General features: G+C 65.3%; 18 protein-coding genes. 10 read left to right on the top strand and 8 right to left on the bottom strand.

The window, feature by feature from the left end; all coding sequences use genetic code 11:
- Nucleotides 1-12: 12 nt before the first annotated feature.
- The 3 genes from ACGLHR_RS21080 (at nucleotide 13) to ACGLHR_RS21070 (ending at nucleotide 2,747) form a co-directional block, all read left to right on the top strand.
- Nucleotides 13-954: a 2-hydroxyacid dehydrogenase gene (locus ACGLHR_RS21080; protein WP_400096200.1), complete on the top strand. Its 942-nt coding sequence runs from the start codon at nucleotides 13-15 to the stop codon at nucleotides 952-954.
- Between the two features lie 93 nt (nucleotides 955-1,047).
- The gene (locus ACGLHR_RS21075; RefSeq protein WP_400096199.1) at nucleotides 1,048-1,833 is read left to right on the top strand and encodes an SDR family oxidoreductase; all 786 of its coding nucleotides are present in this window, start codon (nucleotides 1,048-1,050) and stop codon (nucleotides 1,831-1,833) included.
- A gap of 182 nt (nucleotides 1,834-2,015) precedes the next feature.
- Nucleotides 2,016-2,747: a ribonuclease activity regulator RraA gene (locus tag ACGLHR_RS21070; RefSeq protein ID WP_400096198.1), complete on the top strand. Its 732-nt coding sequence runs from the start codon at nucleotides 2,016-2,018 to the stop codon at nucleotides 2,745-2,747.
- A 51-nt stretch (nucleotides 2,748-2,798) separates the two neighbouring features.
- Here the strand turns inward: ACGLHR_RS21070 and ACGLHR_RS21065 are convergent, their stop codons facing one another.
- On the bottom strand, nucleotides 2,799-3,683 hold the full coding sequence (locus ACGLHR_RS21065) for a LysR family transcriptional regulator (protein ID WP_400096197.1): 885 nt from the start codon (nucleotides 3,681-3,683) through the stop codon (nucleotides 2,799-2,801).
- Between the two features lie 108 nt (nucleotides 3,684-3,791).
- Between ACGLHR_RS21065 and ACGLHR_RS21060 the strand changes: the two genes are divergently transcribed.
- From ACGLHR_RS21060 to ACGLHR_RS21030, 7 genes are all read left to right on the top strand, one after another.
- Nucleotides 3,792-4,724, top strand: a complete 933-nt coding sequence (locus ACGLHR_RS21060; RefSeq protein WP_400096196.1) for a dihydrodipicolinate synthase family protein — start codon at nucleotides 3,792-3,794, stop codon at nucleotides 4,722-4,724.
- A gap of 88 nt (nucleotides 4,725-4,812) precedes the next feature.
- Complete coding sequence (locus ACGLHR_RS21055; RefSeq protein WP_400096195.1) at nucleotides 4,813-5,826, top strand: Bug family tripartite tricarboxylate transporter substrate binding protein; 1,014 nt, start codon at nucleotides 4,813-4,815, stop codon at nucleotides 5,824-5,826.
- Between the two features lie 42 nt (nucleotides 5,827-5,868).
- Nucleotides 5,869-7,413, top strand: a complete 1,545-nt coding sequence (locus ACGLHR_RS21050; RefSeq protein ID WP_400096194.1) for a UxaA family hydrolase — start codon at nucleotides 5,869-5,871, stop codon at nucleotides 7,411-7,413.
- A 38-nt stretch (nucleotides 7,414-7,451) separates the two neighbouring features.
- Nucleotides 7,452-8,393, top strand: coding sequence for an SMP-30/gluconolactonase/LRE family protein (locus ACGLHR_RS21045; protein WP_400096193.1), 942 nt, complete (start codon nucleotides 7,452-7,454; stop codon nucleotides 8,391-8,393).
- Nucleotides 8,394-8,630: 237 nt separating this feature from the next.
- A complete protein-coding gene (locus ACGLHR_RS21040; protein ID WP_400096192.1) occupies nucleotides 8,631-9,920 on the top strand; it encodes an MFS transporter in 1,290 nt (429 codons plus the stop codon).
- 115 nt (nucleotides 9,921-10,035) lie between these two features.
- A complete protein-coding gene (locus ACGLHR_RS21035) occupies nucleotides 10,036-10,845 on the top strand; it encodes an NAD-dependent epimerase/dehydratase family protein (protein WP_400096191.1) in 810 nt (269 codons plus the stop codon).
- Between the two features lie 14 nt (nucleotides 10,846-10,859).
- Nucleotides 10,860-11,012 carry a winged helix-turn-helix domain-containing protein gene (locus ACGLHR_RS21030; RefSeq protein ID WP_400096190.1) on the top strand — a complete coding sequence of 51 codons (153 nt, stop codon included), beginning with the start codon at nucleotides 10,860-10,862 and terminating at the stop codon, nucleotides 11,010-11,012.
- A gap of 17 nt (nucleotides 11,013-11,029) precedes the next feature.
- Here the strand turns inward: ACGLHR_RS21030 and ACGLHR_RS21025 are convergent, their stop codons facing one another.
- The 7 genes from ACGLHR_RS21025 to ACGLHR_RS20995 all read right to left on the bottom strand — a co-directional run.
- Nucleotides 11,030-12,544, bottom strand: coding sequence for a PLP-dependent aminotransferase family protein (locus ACGLHR_RS21025; RefSeq protein ID WP_400096189.1), 1,515 nt, complete (start codon nucleotides 12,542-12,544; stop codon nucleotides 11,030-11,032).
- 136 nt (nucleotides 12,545-12,680) lie between these two features.
- Nucleotides 12,681-13,325 (bottom strand): c-type cytochrome, encoded by a 645-nt coding sequence (locus ACGLHR_RS21020; RefSeq protein WP_400096188.1) that lies wholly within the window; start codon nucleotides 13,323-13,325, stop codon nucleotides 12,681-12,683.
- A gap of 11 nt (nucleotides 13,326-13,336) precedes the next feature.
- A complete protein-coding gene (locus ACGLHR_RS21015) occupies nucleotides 13,337-14,593 on the bottom strand; it encodes a molybdopterin-dependent oxidoreductase (protein WP_400096187.1) in 1,257 nt (418 codons plus the stop codon).
- 83 nt (nucleotides 14,594-14,676) lie between these two features.
- Nucleotides 14,677-16,116: an FAD-binding oxidoreductase gene (locus ACGLHR_RS21010; protein WP_318237280.1), complete on the bottom strand. Its 1,440-nt coding sequence runs from the start codon at nucleotides 16,114-16,116 to the stop codon at nucleotides 14,677-14,679.
- 37 nt (nucleotides 16,117-16,153) lie between these two features.
- Nucleotides 16,154-16,564 (bottom strand): nuclear transport factor 2 family protein, encoded by a 411-nt coding sequence (locus ACGLHR_RS21005; RefSeq protein ID WP_400096186.1) that lies wholly within the window; start codon nucleotides 16,562-16,564, stop codon nucleotides 16,154-16,156.
- A 271-nt stretch (nucleotides 16,565-16,835) separates the two neighbouring features.
- On the bottom strand, nucleotides 16,836-18,197 hold the full coding sequence (locus tag ACGLHR_RS21000; RefSeq protein WP_400096229.1) for an amino acid permease: 1,362 nt from the start codon (nucleotides 18,195-18,197) through the stop codon (nucleotides 16,836-16,838).
- A gap of 291 nt (nucleotides 18,198-18,488) precedes the next feature.
- Nucleotides 18,489-19,214 (bottom strand): thiamine pyrophosphate-dependent enzyme (locus ACGLHR_RS20995; protein WP_400096185.1); only part of this gene is annotated, 726 nt, incomplete at its 5' end.

The raw sequence follows: 19,214 nt of genomic DNA, 5'->3' as shown, positions 1-19,214 counted from the left end.
GGAGGGGTGGGCATGACAAGCGATACACGTGAGCCGGTGCTGCGCATCGGCCTCTTCGACGCTGTGCAGCAAGACGTCATCGACGCCGATTTCCGCTGCGTCTGCGAGGCCGAGATCGCGGCTGACGGTGCCTTGCGCGGCGCGGTGCGCGCCATCGTCACGCGTAGCAATTACCAGGTGCGCGCGGAGGTAATCGACCGCCTGCCTGCGCTGCGGGTGATCGCGACCTCGGGCGTGGGCTACGACGGCATCCCCGTCGCCCATGCGGCCAAGCGCGGCATCGTGGTCACCAACACGCCCGGGGTGCTGGACGCGGCCGTCTGCGAACTCGGCATCGGCCTGTTGCTGGCTCTGCTGCGCCAGATTCCCGCGGCCGACCGCCATGTGCGCGGCGGCGCCTGGCGCGAGCACAACTTCCCGCTCACCACCAGCCTGGCCGGCAAGCGCGTGGGCATCGTCGGGCTCGGCCGCATCGGCATGGGCATTGCGCGGCGGCTGACGCCCTTCGGCGTGGATCTGGCCTACACCGGCACGCAGCGCGCAAGCCTGCCATACCGCTATTGCGAAAGCCCCCTCGCGCTCGCCGCGTCGGTAGACATCCTGATCCTCACCTGCCGCGCGACCGAGCAGAATCGCCACCTGGTCGACGCCGCGATACTGGCTGCGCTGGGGCCGAACGGCTACCTGCTCAATATGGCGCGCGGCAGCGTGGTCGACGAGGCCGCACTTGGCGAGGCCCTGAAGGCCGGCACCATCCGGGGCGCGGCGCTCGATGTGTTCGAGTCCGAGCCGCTGGCCGATTCGCCGCTGAGCGCGCTGCCGAACGTGTTGCTCTCTCCGCACGCGGGTTCGGCCACGCGGGAAACGCGCGCGGTAATGCTGGGGTTGATGCTGGATAACGTGCGAGCCGTGCTGGGCGGGCGCGCGGCGTTGACGCCGGTGGCCGTGGTGTGAGCGCCGGGCTGCTCTCAACCCGGCAGGCAACCGAGAAGTGTCAATCCAAGTTCAAGTTTTTCAGGTTTTTCAGGTTTTTCATGTGAGGCATTCATGCAATTAGGAATTGAGGGCAAGGTAGCTCTGGTGCTGGGCGGCGGTGGCGGCCTGGGCACCGCCATCGCGCTGGCGCTGGCAGCGGAGGGCGCGAAGGTCGTGGTCGCAGACGTCAATGAGCAAGCAGCAAGCCGCACCGCCGCTACGATCACCGCCAAGGGCGGCGCGGCGCTAGCGCGCACCTGGGATCTCGCGGACCTGGCGTCGATCGAGACCCATGTCGCCGCCATCGAGGCCCGGTTCGGCCAGGTCGATATCCTCGTCAACAATACCGGCGGGCCGCCGCCCACCACCGCGTTCGGCCAGGAAACGGCACTGTGGCGCAAGCACTTCGAAAGCATGGTGCTGTCGGTGATCGCGATTACCGACCGGGTGCTGCCCGGCATGCGCGCCAGGCAGTGGGGGCGCATCGTCACCAGCACCTCATCCGGCGTGGTCGCGCCGATTCCGAACCTGGGCATTTCCAATGCGCTGCGCTTGACGCTGGTGGGTTGGTCCAAGACGCTGGCGCGTGAAGTCGGCCGTGACGGCGTGACGATCAATATCGTGCTGCCGGGGCGCATCGCCACTGACCGCATCCGCTTCCTGGATGAAGCCAAGGCCGGGCGCGAGCATCGCCCGGTGGCGGACGTGTCGGCCGAAAGCACCGCTGCCATCGCCGTGGGCCGCTACGGCCGCCCGGAGGAATATGCCGATGCGGTGGCCTTCCTGGCCAGCGACCGCGCCGGCTATATCACCGGCTCGACCATCCGCATCGACGGTGGCCTCATCCAGAGTATTTGAACCCGTGCGCAAGTACGTGATGATGCGCCGCGGGATCCTCACCTGCGCGGCGCAAGCCAGCGGCGGCCATGTCGGCCACCGCCCGGCACGAAGTCGACCACCTGCTGCGGCGTCTGGCAAGGCATGACGGGCGTGCGGCACTGGCTGATTCAACCCCAAACCCAATGAAAAAAGGAAACATCATGGCGACCGCATCGCTTCCCCTCGACGAGAGCGTGGTCAAGGCTCTGCAAGGCGTGACCACCGCCACCCTGACCACCGTGCTGCTCAAGCACGGCCTGCGCAACATATGGCTGCGCGGCACGCAGCCGCTGGCACCCGGCCAGCCACGCCTGGTCGGCCGCGCTTTTACCTTGCGCTTCGTGCCCGCTCGCGAAGACCTTGCGACGCCGGCCTCGTGGGGTTCGCCGATTTCCACGCGCGCGGCCATCGAGGACATGCCGGCCGGTTGCATCGCGGTGGTGGGTGCGCTTGGCGTGACCGACGCCGGCATCTTCGGCGATATCCTGTGCGCGCGCCTGCGCAAGCGCAGTGTGGCCGGGCTGGTGACTGATGGTGTGGTGCGCGATGTGGCGGGGGTGCTGGGCACGGGATTGCCGGTGTGGTGCCGGGGCGTAGCGGCATCGCCTTCGGTCGCCGGCCTGACCTTCGTCGGCTGGCAGGAGCCCATCGACTGCGGCGGGGTCGCGGTGTTCCCCAACGATGTCATCGTGGTGGATCAGGACGGCGCGGTGCTGATTCCTGCCGCCATGCTGGACGAAGTGATTGCCGCCTCGGTGGAGCAGGAGCGTCTGGAGGGCTGGATCATGCAGCAAGTGGAGCGCGGCGCGCCGTTGCCCGGCTTGTATCCGCCCAACGAGGAGAACAAGGCGCGGTACAAGGCCTGGACGGAAGGCCAGGCGGCCGAGCGCTAAATGCTGTGGGCGCCACCGCGCGTGCGCACCGCGATGGCGGCGGCCGCGCGGTCAGCGTTCCCCCGCCCGGCGCGAGGAGGCCAAGCCGAAATCCAGGAATGCCTGCGACAGGGCGGCGTGCGCTCCGTGTGGCGACCACAGGAACCCCACCTTGCGCACCGGTGCCCGCCCGGGCAGCGGGATCCGCGCCAGCTTCAGGCCCTCGGGCCACGGCGGCGTCCAGTCCGGTACCAGCGAGACGCCGATGCCCTGGTGGACCATGGTGGCGATGGCATTGAGCGCATCGATCTCCAATCGCTCTTGCGGCACGATGTTGTGCTCCTGCAGGTAGCGGTCTGCCACCATCCCCCCCCACATGCCGCGGTCGTAGCGAATGAATGGCTCGCTGGCGAGCAGGTCATGCGCGCCGCGGCCAGCCATGGTTTGCGATGCCAGCACGATAAACGGTTCTTCCACCAGCACTTGCCAGGCGAATGCCTTGGGAATCGTGAACTGCGGCGCCACGATGATGCCAGCGTCCAGGTCGCCCGAGACGATGCGCCGGTACAGGTGCGAAGAGGCGCCCGGCTCCACGAAGATCTTCAGCTGCGGATGCGCCGCGTAGAGCCCCTCCAGGATCCGCGGCAACAGACCGGTCAACGACGAAGTCGACACGCCCAGCCGCAATTCCCCCAGCAGGGTGTCGTCATGCGCCACCGCGCTCAGGTCGCGCACGTCGCGCACCACCGCGCGCGCCTTGGGCAGGACGCGCAAGCCCGCCTGGGTTGGCTGGACCGTGCGGCCCGCTCGCTGGACCAGGGGGGTATCCAGCGCGTCCTCCAGCGCCTGGACTCGCGCCGCGATTGCGGCTGCCGTGAGGCCGAGGCGACGCGCGGCTTCCGCGAAGGAACCGTACTCAACCACGGCAACGAAGCTCTGCAGGTAGCGGGTGTCCATAACAAAAAAATTCTATTGATTGAACGAGGCGGTCAATGCTGTTTTTGCATTCTGCCAGTTTCTACAATCTGTCTCAATTCGAATCAAGATTCCCCCAGGAGACGACCCATGAGCAATGTTTCCCGCCCCCGCGGGGTTTTCTCTCCCGTGCTAACGCCGTTCGGGGCCGACTATGCGCCGGATGCCGAGCGCTTCGTCCGCCATTGCCGCTGGCTGACCGCGCAAGGCGTTGGGCTGGCGGTGTTCGGCACCAACTCGGAAGCCAATTCGCTGTCGGTCGATGAAAAGCGCAGCTTGCTGGACGTACTGCTCGAGGCTGGTATTCCTGCCGCCCGGTTGATGCCCGGCACGGGCGCCTGCGCGCTGCCGGATGCCATCGCCCTGACTCGCCACGCCGTGGCGGCGGGCTGCGCCGGCGTGTTGATGCTGCCGCCGTTCTACTACAAGGGCGTCAGTGACGATGGCCTGTTCCGTGCCTTTGCCCAGGTGATCGAGGGGGTGGACGATGCGCGTTTGCGGGTCTACCTGTATCACATCCCCGCCGTGAGCCAGGTGCCGCTCGGCCTGGACTTGGTCGACCGCCTGTTGAGCGCCTATCCCGACATCATCGCCGGCGTGAAGGACAGCTCGGGTGACTTCGCCAATACGCGCGCCATGATCGAGCGATTCGGCGCCCGCGGCTTCGACGTGTTCTCCGGCACCGAGGCTCTCCTGCTGGAAACGATGCGCGCCGGCGGCGCCGGCTGCATTACCGCCACCGGCAACGTCAACCCCGCGCCCATCGTGGGCCTATACCGCCACTGGCGGGATGCCGACGCCGACGAGCGCCAGGCAGCACTCAACCGCACCCGCGCCGCCTTCCAGCAGTTCCCGATGATCGCAGCCATGAAGGAGGCCATCGCCGCGCAGAGCACGGACGAGGCATGGCGCATCGTGCGCCCGCCGCTCACGGAGTTGCAGCCCGGCCAGCGCCTGGCCCTGGCGCAGTCGCTGGACGCGCTGGGCTTCGTGATGCCGGACGCGCAACTGCTGGCGGCCTGAACCGACAACGGGACCATCGGCCCATCCGTGGACAAAGAACCGCGATGGACCGGTGCTGAAAACAAGACATAACAACCGGGAGACAACCATGCCAACCACCCCCTTCAGCCACCAGTCCAACCATGAGCGCCGGCGTATTGTGCTGTGCGCAGCGATTGCCGGCATCGTGGCGATACTCTGCGCCTCGCCTTCAAGGGCCGCCGACGCTTATCCGAGAAAGACCATCCGCATCGTGGTGGGCTTCGCCCCCGGCGGCGGCGCCGACATCGTGGCCCGCCAGATCGGTGCCCAACTCGCCAAGCAGACGGGCCAGACTGTGATCGTCGATAACCGGCCCGGGGCCACCGGCACCATCGCCGCGACCAACGTGGCCCAGTCGGCCGCCGACGGCTATTCGATGATGCTGGCGTCGCAGTCGACCATGGTCATCGCGCCGAGCCTGTACGCAAATCTGCCATTCGATCCGCTGAAGGATTTCATGCCGGTGACGCAAGTGGTATCGATGCCGCTGGTGATGGTGGTGCATCCGTCGGTGCAGGCCCGCACGGTGCAGGATGTGATCGCGCTCGCGCGTGCCGACAAGCTGGGCAGCTATGCCTCGTCGGGCGCTGGCGGACCGCAGCACATTGCCGGTGCACTATTCGATTCGATGAGCGGCATCAAGCTGACGCATGTGCCGTACAAGGGGGAGGCGGCGGCGCTGACCGACGTGATGTCCGGCACCGTGCCCCTGATGTTTGCCAATGTGCCGGTAGCCGCACCGTTCATCAAGAGCGGCAAGCTCAAGGCCATCGCGGTGTCCAGCCTGGCGCGCGCCCCGGCGCTGCCGCAGGTGCCAACAATGTCGGAGGCGGGGTTGAAGGACTTCGAGGTGCTGACCTGGTATGGCCTGTTCGTGCCTGCCAAGACGCCCAAGCCTGTCGCCGGCAAGATCAGCGCCGAAGTCGGCATAGCCCTGAAAGAACCGGGGTTGCGCGCCAAGTTCACCGAGCAGGGGTTCACTATCCTCGGCACCAGTCCCGAACAGTTCAGCACGTTCATGACCACCGAAGTCCCCAAGTGGGGCGGCGTGGTGAAAAGCGCCGGCATCCAGGCCGAGTGAGCGCCTGGCCTTTATCCGATTCCGCATTCCAGGAAACGTAGTATGGAAACCCAGCAAAAGAGCATCATTGGACCTTGCATCCGCCTGCATCCCGCGGACAACGTGTTGGTCGCCCGCATGAATGTGGCCATCGGCGCGCAAATGCCGGGGGAAACCTGGGGGGTGCGCAGCCAGGTGCCCGCCGGCCACAAGATCGCCGCCCGCTTTATCAAGGCCGGCGAGCCGATCCTGAAGTACAACGTCTGCATCGGCTTTGCCGCAGCCGACATCCAGCCGGGCAGCTACGTCCATTCGCACAACGTCAGCTTTCAGGAATACGAGCGAGACTACGCCTTCAGCCGCGATTACCTGCCCGTGGTCCCGATCGAAGCCGACCGGCAGGCGAGCTTCGACGGCATCGTGCGCGATGACGGCCGTGTGGGCACGCGCAACTATCTCGGCATCCTCTCTACGGTGAATTGCTCGGCCACCGTCGTACGCAAGATCGCGGAGTGGTTCACGCCGCAGAGGCTCGCCGACTTCCCCAACGTCGACGGCGTGGTGGCGTTCAGTCACTCGCTGGGCTGCGGCATGGAGATGACCGGCGAGCCGATGGATCTGCTGCGCCGGACCATGGCCGGCTATGCGCGCCACGCCAACCTGGGCGCCGCACTGGTCGTAGGGTTGGGTTGCGAACGCAACCAGCTAAAAGGCCTGCTCGACACGCAGTCTCTGGAACCCGGTCCCTTGCTGCGCACCTTCGTCATGCAGGAAAGTGGCGGCACGCGCAAGACCATCGAGGCCGGCATTGCCGCGGTCAGGGAATTGCTGCCGCTGGTCAACAGCGTGGAGCGCCGTCCTGTGCCGGCCAGCCACCTGACCGTGGGCCTGCAGTGCGGCGGTTCGGACGGGTTTTCCTCCATCACCGCCAATCCGGCGCTGGGGGCGGCTGTGGATCTGCTGGTGCGCCACGGCGGCACCGCCATCCTGTCGGAGACCCCGGAAATCTACGGGGTGGAGCACACGCTGACCCGCCGTGCCGCCAGCCGCGCAGTCGGCGAGAAACTGCTGGAACGGGTACTCTGGTGGAAAGAGGACTATTCCGTCGGACGTGACGTGCAGATCAACGGCGCGGTCAGCCCGGGCAACCAGATGGGTGGCTTAGCCAACATTTTCGAAAAGTCACTGGGCTCGTCGATGAAGGGCGGTACGGGTCCGCTGATGGAGGTGTACCGCTACGCCGAGCCGGTCACCCAGCACGGGCTTGTATTCATGGACACGCCGGGCTACGACCCGGTCTCGGCCACCGGGCAGATCGCCGGCGGCGCCAACCTGATCGCCTTCACCACCGGACGCGGCTCGATGTTCGGCGCCAAGCCTGTACCCAGCCTCAAGCTGGCCACCAATTCGCCGATGTACCGGCGGCTTGAGGAAGACATGGACCTGAACTGCGGCACGATTCTGGACGGCGAGAAAACCATCGAGCAGGTCGGCGAAGAGATCTTTCAGCTGATGCTGCTTACCGCTTCGGGCAAGGCGTCGAAGAGCGAACTGCTAGGGCTCGGGGACAACGAGTTCGTGCCCTGGCATATCGGCATCATGAGCTGACTGCCGGCATACGGGAACAGCAAGAAGGAAGGTACGTCATGTGGCAACCAAGTGCACGATACCCCGATCCTCGCATTCAGGTGCTGGATCCGGAGTTCGAGAAATACCGGATCGCCTACGCCGCGGTGGAGCAGATCGCAACTGGATTTCGCTGGGCGGAAGGGCCAGTCTGGTTCGGCGATGGCCGCTTTTTATTGTGGAGCGACATTCCGAATAACCGAATGATGAAGTGGGAGGAGGAGACTGGCGCGGTCAGCGTGTACCGGCAACCGTCCGGCTACGCCAACGGCAACACGCGCGACCGGCAAGGACGATTGATCACATGCGAACACGGCGGGCGTCGCGTTGTGCGTACCGAATACGACGGTAGCCTCACGGTGTTGATCGACCGCTTTGAGGGAAAGCGCCTCAATTCGCCCAACGATGTCGTCGTCAAATCTGACGGTTCCATCTGGTTCACCGATCCGCCAATGGGAATACAGGGCAACTACGAAGGTCGCGCCGCGACCCCGGAACTACCGCACTCGGTCTACCGGATCGATGCCGGGTCGGGCTCGCCGACGGTCATGACAACTGAGTTGAAGGGGCCCAACGGCCTGTGCTTCTCCGCCGATGAGCGCATCTTGTACGTCATCGAATCGCGTGGGACGCCAGGGCGCAAGATTTGGGCCTATGACCTCGTCGACGGTGGCACGCAGATCGCCAACGGAAGAATCCTGCTCGATGCGGGCGCAGGAACCATCGACGGCATGCGCTGCGATATTCACGGAAACCTATGGTGTGGTTGGGGCATGGGCAGCGACGATCTTGACGGTGTCATGTGCGTGTCGCCCGAGGGAAAACTGATCGGCCGGATCGCGCTTCCCGAACGCTGTGCCAATCTCTGTTTTGGTGGGCTGATGCGCAATCGGCTCTTTATGGCTTCTTGCCAGTCAGTCTATGCCTTGTATGTGAACACGCAGGGCGCCGTAGGCGGCTGAGTCTTCGATTTGCCGTACAAACTTCCTCCTCTGCGCATCAAGATGCATTCGTCGTAGTGAACTCTCTTTTCCGCTTCAAGTCTGCCCCCCATAGCTGGAAGTGTTCCGAGCAGGAAAGGACGGTGCCGAGCAGGCACGCTTTCCTCCCACCCCTGTTGCTTGAAGATTCCGGTCCTTGAATTCGCAATTAGTTTTCATAAGCGTATTCATGAACAGAATAAAGTTTTGGAGACAATCATGTCTGGAAGATATCGATACGTAGTAGCCGGTTTGTTATTTGCGGCCGGGATGATCAACTACATGGATCGCGCGGCACTGGGCGTCGTTGCCCCGATTATCAGCAAAGAGCTAAACATCTCCCCGTCGCAGCTCGGCATTATCTTTAGCAGCTTCTTTTTTGGATATTCCATCTTTGCGTTTGTCGGCGGCCAGCTTGCTGACCGCTATGGGCCTCGGCGTGTCTTCTCCTGGGCGATGGGAGGTTGGTCACTGCTGTGTGGACTCACCGCGGGGGTGACGGGCTTCACCACGCTTCTCATGGCGCGCGCGTTATTCGGTTTCGGGGAAGGGCCGATGAATTCGACAACCAACCGGACCATTACCAATTGGTTTCCGCGTAATGAAACCGGCAGGATGATCGGCTTCTCCTTCTCGGGGCAGACGCTCGGCAGTGCAATCGCCGGCCCGATTGTCGGCCTGGTGGCAATCGCCTTCGGGTGGCGCATATCGTTTGTCGTGATTGCGCTGATTGGCTTCATCTGGATCGGCTTCTGGCGCTATTTCGTTACCGATACCCCGGTGCAGAACCGCCGTGTGGCCGCGGATGAAGTGAAGCTGATCGAACAGAGCCGCAGCGCCGCGCACCCAGCCGAGGAGGGCGAGCACGGGACGACGCTGCGCGAGTATCTGTTCAAGCCCAGCATACTGGCGCTGGGCACCGGCTTGTTTGCGGTGAACTACACCCTGTTCATTTTCGTATCCTGGCTGCCGAGCTACTTCACCAATGCGCTGCACCTCGACCTGAAACAGATGAGCATCCTGAGCACAATTCCTTGGGCGTGCGGCGCAATCGGCTATTTCGGCGGCGGCATCCTGTCCGATTTCATCTACAAGCGCATGAAGAATCCGCTGAATGCACGCAAGCTCTCTGCGGTGTTGCCACTCGCCTTGTCGGCACTCGCCATGCTTGTCGTGAGTTTCGCTACGAAAACCGCCACGGCAGTGGCTCTGGTGGCGGCCGCAGTGCTATTCCTGACTGCCTCCTCGCAGGCTTGCTGGGCGCTGATGCACGAACTCGTTCCGGGGAAGCATCTGGGCGGTGTCAGCGGCTTTGTGCACCTTCTGGGCAATATTTCCGGCATCGTTGGCCCCACCGTTACTGGCTTCGCGGTTCAGTACTTCGGCGGATACAGCAGTGCATTCGCGCTTGGCGCAACGATTGACCTGGTGGGTGTTCTGGCCATGGTGTTCGTGATCAATAGCCGGACCACAATGAGCCAACCGGCGGTGAGCAGTTCCGCTGCATAGCTGGTGCATAGCTGGTGTTCACCGACGCATCAGAATGGATGGCGACTATCCGTCCTTTCCGTTAGAAGGTTTGCTTCTCGAAGCAGGCCGACCACGCAATATATAGGAGAAGTTCATGAAGCGCGTCTTGATTACCGGTGCTGCCGGTCACATCGGCCGTGTGCTGCGCAAAGGGTTGCAAGGGCATTACGAACTGATACGGCTTGCCGATGTCGCACCCCAAGTGCCTGCTGGTGCCGGCGAGGAAGTCGTGACGACTGACATTACCGACATCGAACAACTTGTTCGAGCGATGCAGGGAATCGATTGTGTAGTTCACCTGGCCGGCATCCCAGAGGAGGACACATGGGACCGTATTCGCCGCCTGAACATTGAAGGTTGCTACAACGTGTTCGAGGCTGCCCGCATGGCTGGCGTCAAACGCGTGATTTTCGCAAGCTCGAATCATGCGGTTGGCTTTCATCGCCGCGATCGGATGATCGACGACGAAGTCATGCCGCGTCCGGACAGCCGCTATGGCGTGTCCAAAGTCTTTGGCGAAGCGCTTGGCCGCCTCTACGCGGACAAATATGGCCTGTCAGTGGCGTGTCTGCGTATCGGGTCATTTCGTCCCGACGACCAACCCAGTGTGGAACGCCACCTTTTCTCGTGGATCAGTCATCGGGATACTGTGCAGTTGACGCGCCGAGCGATCGATGCACCGAAGTACCACTTCCTTATCGCATATGGCGTTTCGGCCAATGCGAGAAATCGCTGGGACAATGCCAACGTGCGCTTCCTTGGTTATGTACCCGAGGACGATGCGCAGCGGTACGGAGACAAAATCCAGGAATCCGGTGTCCGTGAGGATGAACGCGAAGCTCTGTTCCATGGCGGCTTTGGCTGTCTTGTCGAATTTACGGGACGGCTTGAGGATATCGATTGACCGCGCATTCTCAGATGACTTCTTTGGAGATGAATTTCGACAGCGACAGCAATGCTCTGGACGTGGCGGTGAGGCGCCTGCGCCCCAAGATGGATGACGATTTCCAGCGCAAGCTGATCCATGGCGTACACGGCATTGGCTATGTGCTTGAGCGCCGGCAGTCCTGAGGTGCAGGCTCACTCGCTCACCGCACCATCGCCTGCCCGATCAACTGCCCCAGCAGCTTCACCCCTTCCTCGATCCGCTCTTCCGCAATGGCCGTATAGCCCATGCGGAAGTGCGGCGACGGCACATCAGTCGAGAAGAACACATCCCCGGGCTCGATGATGACGCCGTGGGTGAGCGCGATCGCGGCCAGCTTGCGGGCGTCGAGCCCGGGTGGGCCTTCCACCCAGAACGATGACGCGCCCGGCGAGTTGTGCGCGCGCGCCTGCGGCAGGTGGCGCGCCAGCATGGCGCGCAGGATCTCGGCGCGGCGCTGGAAGATGGGCGCCACGCGCCGCAGCAGCGCGTCGTGGTGGCCCAGCGAGATGAACAGGGCCGTGGCGCGCTGGTTGTTGGCGGGCGGATGGCGCAGCATGAAGCGGCGCAGCGCGCGCGCCTGGCGGATCACGGCGGCGGGGGCGACGATGTAGCCGAGCCGGATGCCAGGCACGAAGGACTTGGACAGGCTGCCCACGTAGATCACGCGGCCGTCGCGGTCCAGGCTTTTCAGTGCGGGGATGGGCTGGGTCAGCGCGGGGTTCTCGGTGTCGTAGTCGTCCTCGATCAGCACCACGTCGTGGCGGCGGGCTTCGAGCAGCAGCGTCTCGCGCCGTTCCAGCGGCATGGTGACCGTGGTGGGGCACTGGTAGCTGGGCGTGATGAAGGCGTAGTCGCACTGGGCCAGCGCGTCGTCCGGGCACAGGCCGGATTCGTCCACCGCCAACGGCACCACCTCGCGCGCGCGCATGCCGAAGATGTGGCGCGCATCGTTATAGCCCGGCTCTTCCAGCCCGACCCGCGCGCCTCGCATCAGCAGGTCGGCCAACAGGTAGAGCGCGTTCTGCGCGCCCATGGTGACCATGATCTCGTCGGGGTTGGCCCACACGCCCCGGCGCGGCAGGATGTGCTTCTGCAACTGCTCGATCAGCAGCGGATCGTCGCGGTCGATCAGGTCCGACGCCCAGCCGCGGATCTCCAGCACGGCCAGCGCCATGCGTGAGCATTCGCGCCAGTCGGCGGTGGGAAACAGGGCGGGGTCGAACTGGCCGTAGATGAAGGGGTAGGGATAGTTTTGCCACTCGGTGGGCTTGACGATGGCGCGCTTGCCGGTCATGTCCGGCAGCCGCGCGCCCCAGTCCGGGCCGCCTTCCCCTGCGTCCTCGGGGGCGGCTGCGCCAATGGCCCGGGCCTGCGCTGAGCCAGGCTTGGCGGCGCTGGGCAACTGTTCCACCACAAAGTAGCCGCGCCGCGGCTTGGTCTCCAGGAAGCGTTCCTCGACCAGTTGCTGGAAAGCCAGGATCACCGTATTGCGGGCGATGCCCAGCGTGGCCGCCAGCTCGCGGCTGGAGGGCAGGGCGCTGCCTTCCGGCAACTGCCGGGCGAGAATGGCCGACACCAGCTGCTGGCGCAACTGCGCCTGCAGGCTGACGCCGGAATCGGAGGACAGCTGCAACAGCCGGTTCCAGAAAGTATTCGCCTTGCCTACGCTTGCCATGCCGCTCCCGTTGCTGTGGCCGACGCTGTGGACGCCTTTGTGGACGTTCGCCGGGCCGTTGTCGTGTGCGGCAGATTATGGGCGAAGCCGCGCGCCGGCGAAATGCGGGTTGCCCGCAGTCCGGCGCCGCGGCCCCTCAGCGGCCGAGGATCCACCCAGCCAGGCTTTGCAGGTCTTCGCTGGAGAGCGCTGCATAGCCTGGCATCGGCACCTGGCCCCACTTGCCCGCGCCGCCGGCACGGATGTTCTGTGCCACCAGCGCTGCGGCGCCCGGCTGGTTCGCGTACTTTGCCGCGACCTCCTTGAACGCCGGCCCCACCACTTTCTTGTCGACGGCATGGCACGCGGTGCAGCCATTGGCCGTGAGCAGGGCCTGGGGATCATGGCTGCCGCCTGCGATCGTGGCAGGGGCGGCTTGCACTGCGGGCGCGGCGGCGTAGGCCGTGCGCTCCGCGCCGTAGGTCTTGGTCAGGTAGTCGACCATCGCCGGGATGTCTTCATCCGCGAACGGTGCGCCGAAGGGCTTCTTCATCTTCCTGACCGTGGCGTCCCAGTAGCTGCGCGGCGAGGATGGCGGTTGCGTGAGCACATACTGCGCGGAGTGGCAGGTCATGCAGTTCTGCTGCACCAGGCGATAGCCGGGCAGGTCGCTCGGCGTATAGCGCGCGGTCTCCGGCGGCAGCGTGATTTCCAGCGCCTGCGCGGCGGGCGCCATGCCAGCGGCGCACAGGGCAAGGGCGAGGATCCGGCCATGTCGGCCGGAAGGCTTGGCGAATTGCATGGCGGCCTCCTTCATGCTGCCACCACGCGCGTGGTTTCCACCACGTTGCGCATATAGCCGGCGGGGTTCCACAGCGCGGTGAGCGGCTGGCTCTGGCCGATGCGGTTGCTGGCGCGCACCTTCAGTTCGTACTCGCCTTTCTTTGGCGGGGTGAACGCCGCCGTCCATTCGCGGAAGGAGTAACGGCCCAGGTCCTTGCCCAGTTGCGCCGCACGCCAGGTGCGGCCGCCGTCGGTCGACAAGGCCACCTCGTCAATGCCATAGCCGCCGTCGAAGGCGATGCCGCGCAGCACGGTCTGGCGGCCGGTCTGCAGCCTGGCGCCATCGGCCACGCTGGTGATGAAGGAGCGCACGTTGAAGCGGTTGATCGGCACCGTGCGCGTGGGCGCCGTGCCGGGTGCCACGCAGGCGCAGGGATTGTCCGGGATGCGGTAGGCCGCGTTCATCCAGAACCCCTCGAACGGCTTGTCGAGCACCTGGATGTCGGCCAGGTGCTTGACCCAGTAGGTGCCGTAGTAGCCGGGCACGATCAGGCGCAGCGGATAACCGTTGAGCATGGGCAGGTCCGCGCCGTTCATGGCCCAGGCAAGCATGACCTCGCCATCGAGCGCGTGGTCGATGGCCAGCGCCTTGACGAAGTCCGGGCCGCCTTCCAGCGGCGGGCGGTCCATGCCGTCAAAGCTCACCTGCATGGCGCCGGCCTGCACGCCGGCCTTCTCCAGCAGCGCTTTGAGCGGCACGCCGGTCCAGCGCGCGTTGCCCATGGCGCCGTTGCCGAGTTGCCCGCCGTTGGCGCGCGGCGAGAAAAAGCCCCGGCTGTTGCCCGAGCACTGGTTGACCGCCACCAGGTCCACCGGGGTGGCCAGGCGCTTGATCTCGTCGAGCGAGAGTTCCAGCGGCGCATTGACCTTGCCGCCCACGCGCAGCCGGTAGGTTTGGGGGTCGATGCTGGTGGGAATGCCGCTCCAGTGATAGCGCACGAAGAAAGCATCGTTGGGCGTGATCGGGCTGTCGTTGAAGACGCCGAACGGTGTCTCCAGCTGCGGTGGCCGGCTGGTCAGCAGGATCAGCGGGCGCTTCTGGGGAAAGGCCACCAGTTCGCGCTCTCCGTTCTCGAACGGCAGCTCGATGCGCGCATCGGCGGTGGTGGCCGCCAGCGCCCGCAGCGCCGGATGGGTGAGCGCGGCGCCGGCGCCCAGCGCACCGAGCGAGCGGAGCACGCCGCGGCGGCCCGGCTGCGGGGGGACGGAATATTGGCCTCGGCCCATGCCTGGCTCCTTGTGTTTTAGTGGGGGTTACGGTTCTTAGGCGACGCCGCTTTCCAAAACCTTCAACGTTCGAGCTTCCGATCTCAGATCACTTCGTCCTTCATGTGATACCAGCGATACAGGAACCACTGCCCGAAGCGGCGGAACGGCGCGAACGCCTGCGCTTCCACCATCTCGCGCACATTCGGGAACGGCAGCGCCGAGCGGAAGATCGGCAGTTCCGGCCCCGCACTCTTGCCCGCGATCAACGCCGCCATGCGCTTGCCCGCTTGCGCGGAGTACATCACGCCGTTGCCGCCGTAGCCCATCGCGTAATAAATGGTCTGGGCCGGGTCCGGCTGGAAGATGCGCGGCATCATGTCATGGCTCACATCGACCCAACCCCACCAAGAATAGTCGATCTGGATGCCTTCGAGCGCCGGGAACTTGCGGTGCAGGTCGGCAATGAGCTTGTCCTTGTACTTATGCTGCGGCGCATCGTTGCCGGTGATGGCGCTGCGGCTGCCGATCTGCAGGCGGCCGTCCGGCATCAGCCGGTAGTAGTGCCGCAGGATGCGGGTATCGGTGATGACCTGCGTCGTGCGGAAATTGCATGCCTCGCGCTCCGTGGGCGTCAGGGGGCGCGTGACGATGGAGTTCGACAGGATCGGGAACAGCCGGTTCTTGAGTTGCGCATGCAGGCTCGGCGAGGTGTAGCCGCCGGTGGCCACGCCCACCGCGCGGGCGCGCACGATGCCGCCCGGCGTCTTGAGGTAATGCACGCCGCCGCGCGTCTCCCAGCTCAGCACCGGGCTGGACGGATGCACCTTGGCGCCCAGCGCGCGCGCTTTGCGAAGGTAGCCGAAGGCCAGTTTGCCGGCGTGGATGCCGATGCCTTCTGGCTCGTGCATGGCGCCCGCGGCTTCCTTGTCGTCGACGTATTCGCGCTTGACGGTGTCGGCATCCAGGATGCGCGCGTCGTACTTGAACACGTCGCGCAGCACCTTGGCTTCCTTTTCCAGCGCGGGCATGACCTTGGGCCTGTGGGCGATGTACAGGTGGCCGCCGGGCTGCGGTTCGCAGTCGATGTCCTTGATCAGGCCCTTGAAGGTCTCCATGCCGTCGCACACTTCCTCATGCAGCCGCAGCGCGGTATCCAGGCCGTAGCGCTGGATCCACTGCGAGCGCTTGAGCCGGCCCGAGGCGCATTGCGCCTGGCCGCCGTTGCGCGTGCTGCAGCCCCAGCTCACGCGGTTGGCCTCCAGCACGGTCGCCTTGATGCCGTGCTCCTGCGCGAGGAAGATCGCGCAGGTCAGCCCGGTGAAGCCGGAGCCGATGATGGCCACGTCCACGTCGATGTCGTGGGTGATCGGGCCATCGTCCGGGGGCGGCTCGCCGGCCGTGCCGATCCAGTAGGTGGGGGCGTACTCGCGGCCCTGGCCGGGCGTGGGCGCGACCAGCGGGTCGTAGGCCGGGTCGTACGGCTTCGAAGGCGCGGTGGCGTGGCCTTCGGGCAGGATCAGTCTTGCGGCGGTGGCGTCCATGTTTGTCATCCTCAAATGCCCTCTGGCGGGGCTGGAATCAGTTGGCGGCACCGGAGACGGCGACGGCAACGGGCGGGCGATCCTTGCGGTACGCGTTCTTCACCGCGATCTTGCCGTCGCGGAAGGTGAACACATCCACCATGCGCGCCTCGATGCGCGTGCCATCCGCCTTGGTGCCGCGGAACGTGGATTCGCTGACGCCGCGCTCGCCCGCCACGAAATGCTCGCCGTCGAGCCACGCGGCGTCGGGGAAGGCCTGCCATGCCAGCTGGAAGCCTTCGCGCACCGCCGCGCGGCCTTCGAAGCTGCGCCCGAACAGCTCGCTGCCGGCCACGGCGTGGAACACGCAGTCATCGGCCATGAAGCTCATCAGCGCTTCGATGTCGTGGCGGTTCCACGCGTCGCTGAAGGCTTGCAGGGTGTCTGCGGTGACCTGGGGGTTTGCCATTTGAGTCTCCTTGATGGTGTTGGTGATTCGCTCGCCGGACCTGCGCGGCCTATGACTGCAGCATAGAGAGGTGACGCGCAATGCAGTAGGGCCAGATCCCATGAATCGTTTGGGCCAGTGGCGCTGCCGAAAAGCTGCGCATCAGGTACACGCCGGGCAGGCGAAGGCAGGCCGCCGCGCAAAGGTGGCCGCGGCGGCCCGCAAGGCATTGGGAGGGAAGCAAGCCCGCGATGCCACGCATCGCGGCAAGGCGGCTGGGCCGATGGGCGTGTCAGTCAGCCCGCCGCACCTCGCCCAGCGGCGCGGCGGCCGCGTGCTTTCGGATCTGCTGGCGCACGCCGTACGCCAGCACCAGGATGCCAAGGCTGGCCACGCCGAGCAGCAGCGGGGTGCGCTGGTCGGGGATAAAGGCCATGGCGACCACGATCCCGACCATGCCGGCAATGGCGATCCAGGTCAGGTAGGGGAAGGCCCACATCCGCACCTTGAGCCGGTGCGGCGCCTCGCGCTCCAGCCGGGCGCGCAGGCGCAGCTGCGAGATGGCGATCAGGATGTAGACGAAGATGGCGACGGTGCCGTAGGAATTGACCAGGAAGGCAAAGACCTTGTCCGGCGATACGTACGACATCACCACCGCGCCGTAGCCGAACAGCGTGGCGAACAGGATGGCTCTGACCGGCACGCCGTTGCGGCTCAGCTTGGCCAGCGCCTTGGGCGCATCGCCGCGCTTGGTCAGCGCGAACAGCATGCGCGACGAAGCATATAGCCCCGAGTTCAGCGCCGACAGCACCGCGGTCAGCACCACGGCGTTCATGATCTGCGCCGCGGCAGGGATACCCATCGCATTGAGCGCGCTGACGTACGGCCTGGCGATGCCGACGGAGTTCCACGGCACCAGGCACACCACCAGCAGCACCGAGCCCACGTAGAACACCAGCACGCGGGTAATGACCGAGCTGGTGGCCTTGGCCACGGCCTTTTGCGGTTCGGCGGTCTCGGCCGCGGCGATGGTGACGATCTCGGCGCCGAAGTAAAACCCCGTGGCCGCCACCGCGCCGGTCAGCACTGGCATGATCCCGTTCGGCGCAAAGCCGCCATGCACGGTAAGGTGCGCCACGCTGGCGGTGGCGCCGGGCCACATGCCGAGCACGAACAGGGCGCCCAGGAAGAGGAACACTACGATGGCGGCTACCTTGATCGAGGCGAACCAGAACTCGAATTCGCCGAAGGACTTCACCGAGATCAGATTGGTCAGCGTGAGCATCACCAGCAGCACCAGGCTGATGCTCCAGGCTGGCACATCCGGTAGCCAGAAACGCACCAGGTCGGCGCCGGCCACGGCTTCGAGCGCGACCACGATCACCCAGAAATACCAGTACATCCAGCCGGTCAGGAAGCCGGCCAGCTCGCTCACGCCAGGGCGGTCGCGCCAGGCCTCGCGGGCGTATTCGTAGAAGGAGCCCACGGTGGGCAGCGCGCATGCCATTTCGCCCAGCATGCGCATGACGAGCACCACCAGCAGGCCGGTGATGAGGAAGGAAACGACGGCGGCGGGGCCGGCGGACTTGATGACCACGCCGCTGCCGACGAAGAGGCCGGCGCCGATGACGCCGCCCAGCGCGATCATGGTCATGTGGCGCTGCTTCAGCCCGTGCTTCAGGCCGCTTGATTGCTGCTGCTCGGTAATCACTTTGCTTGTCTCCTGCACTGCACAGGGTTACGCGCCACGGTTTCTATAGTAGGTCGGCGATTGGCTCGCCGCCTGGGCCCGTGGTCGCGCGGGTGTGGATTGCGGCAGGCGTTGCATATCGTTGCAGATCATTGCGTATCGCATGCGGCGCCTGCCGCGAGGGGCGGATAGTCCACTGCCCGGAATGCCCGGGCAACGGACTATCGCGCGCTTACATACTTAGTCCACAGGCTCTCAGACGTAGTCCTTGTACTTGTCGAGCATGCGCACGGGCTTGGCCAGCGCATCGCGGCGGAACGGGTCGCCGAGCTCGCGGGTGCACATGATCTCGATGATGGTGGTCTTGCCGTGGTTCATTTGCAGGTCGATGGCGCGCTTGAGTGCCGGGCCCACGTCCTCCAGCTTGTCCACCACGATGCCTTCGGCACCCATGGCGCGGGCGATCTCGGCAAAGCTCTGGTTGTCCAGCTCGCCCGCCACGAAGCGGCGGTTGTAGAAGTCCACCTGGTTCTTCTTCTCCGCGCCCCACTGGCGGTTGTGGAACACCACGGCCGTCACCGGGATGTTGTGGCGCACGGCGGTCATGGTCTCCATCAGGCTCATGCCCCAGGCGCCGTCACCGGCGTACGACACGGCCGGGCGATGCGGTGCGGCCACCTTGGCGCCCATGATGGTGGGGAAGGCGTAGCCGCAGTTGCCCCAGCTCATGGCGGCAAAGAAGCTGCGCGGCTTGTTGAAGCGCAGGTAGCTGTTGGCCACCGAGTTGATGTTGCCGATGTCGGTTGCCACCATCACGTCTTCCGGCATGGCCTTTTCCAGCTCGCGCAGCACCTGGCGCGGATGCAGGTAGTGGCCGCCGGTGGGCGTGCGCTCCTGCTTCTGCTCCTCGATCATGTCCAGGCTGTACGGGTCGCGCTCGTGGGTCCACTCGTCGAGTTCCTTCTCCCACGCGGCCTTCTC

It is taken from the genome of Cupriavidus sp. CuC1, from assembly GCF_044627735.1.
Taxonomy (GTDB): Bacteria; Pseudomonadota; Gammaproteobacteria; order Burkholderiales; family Burkholderiaceae; genus Cupriavidus; species Cupriavidus ulmosensis.
Note: the sequence above shows the minus strand (reverse complement) of the source record. Positions and strands in the feature narration are given on the sequence as shown.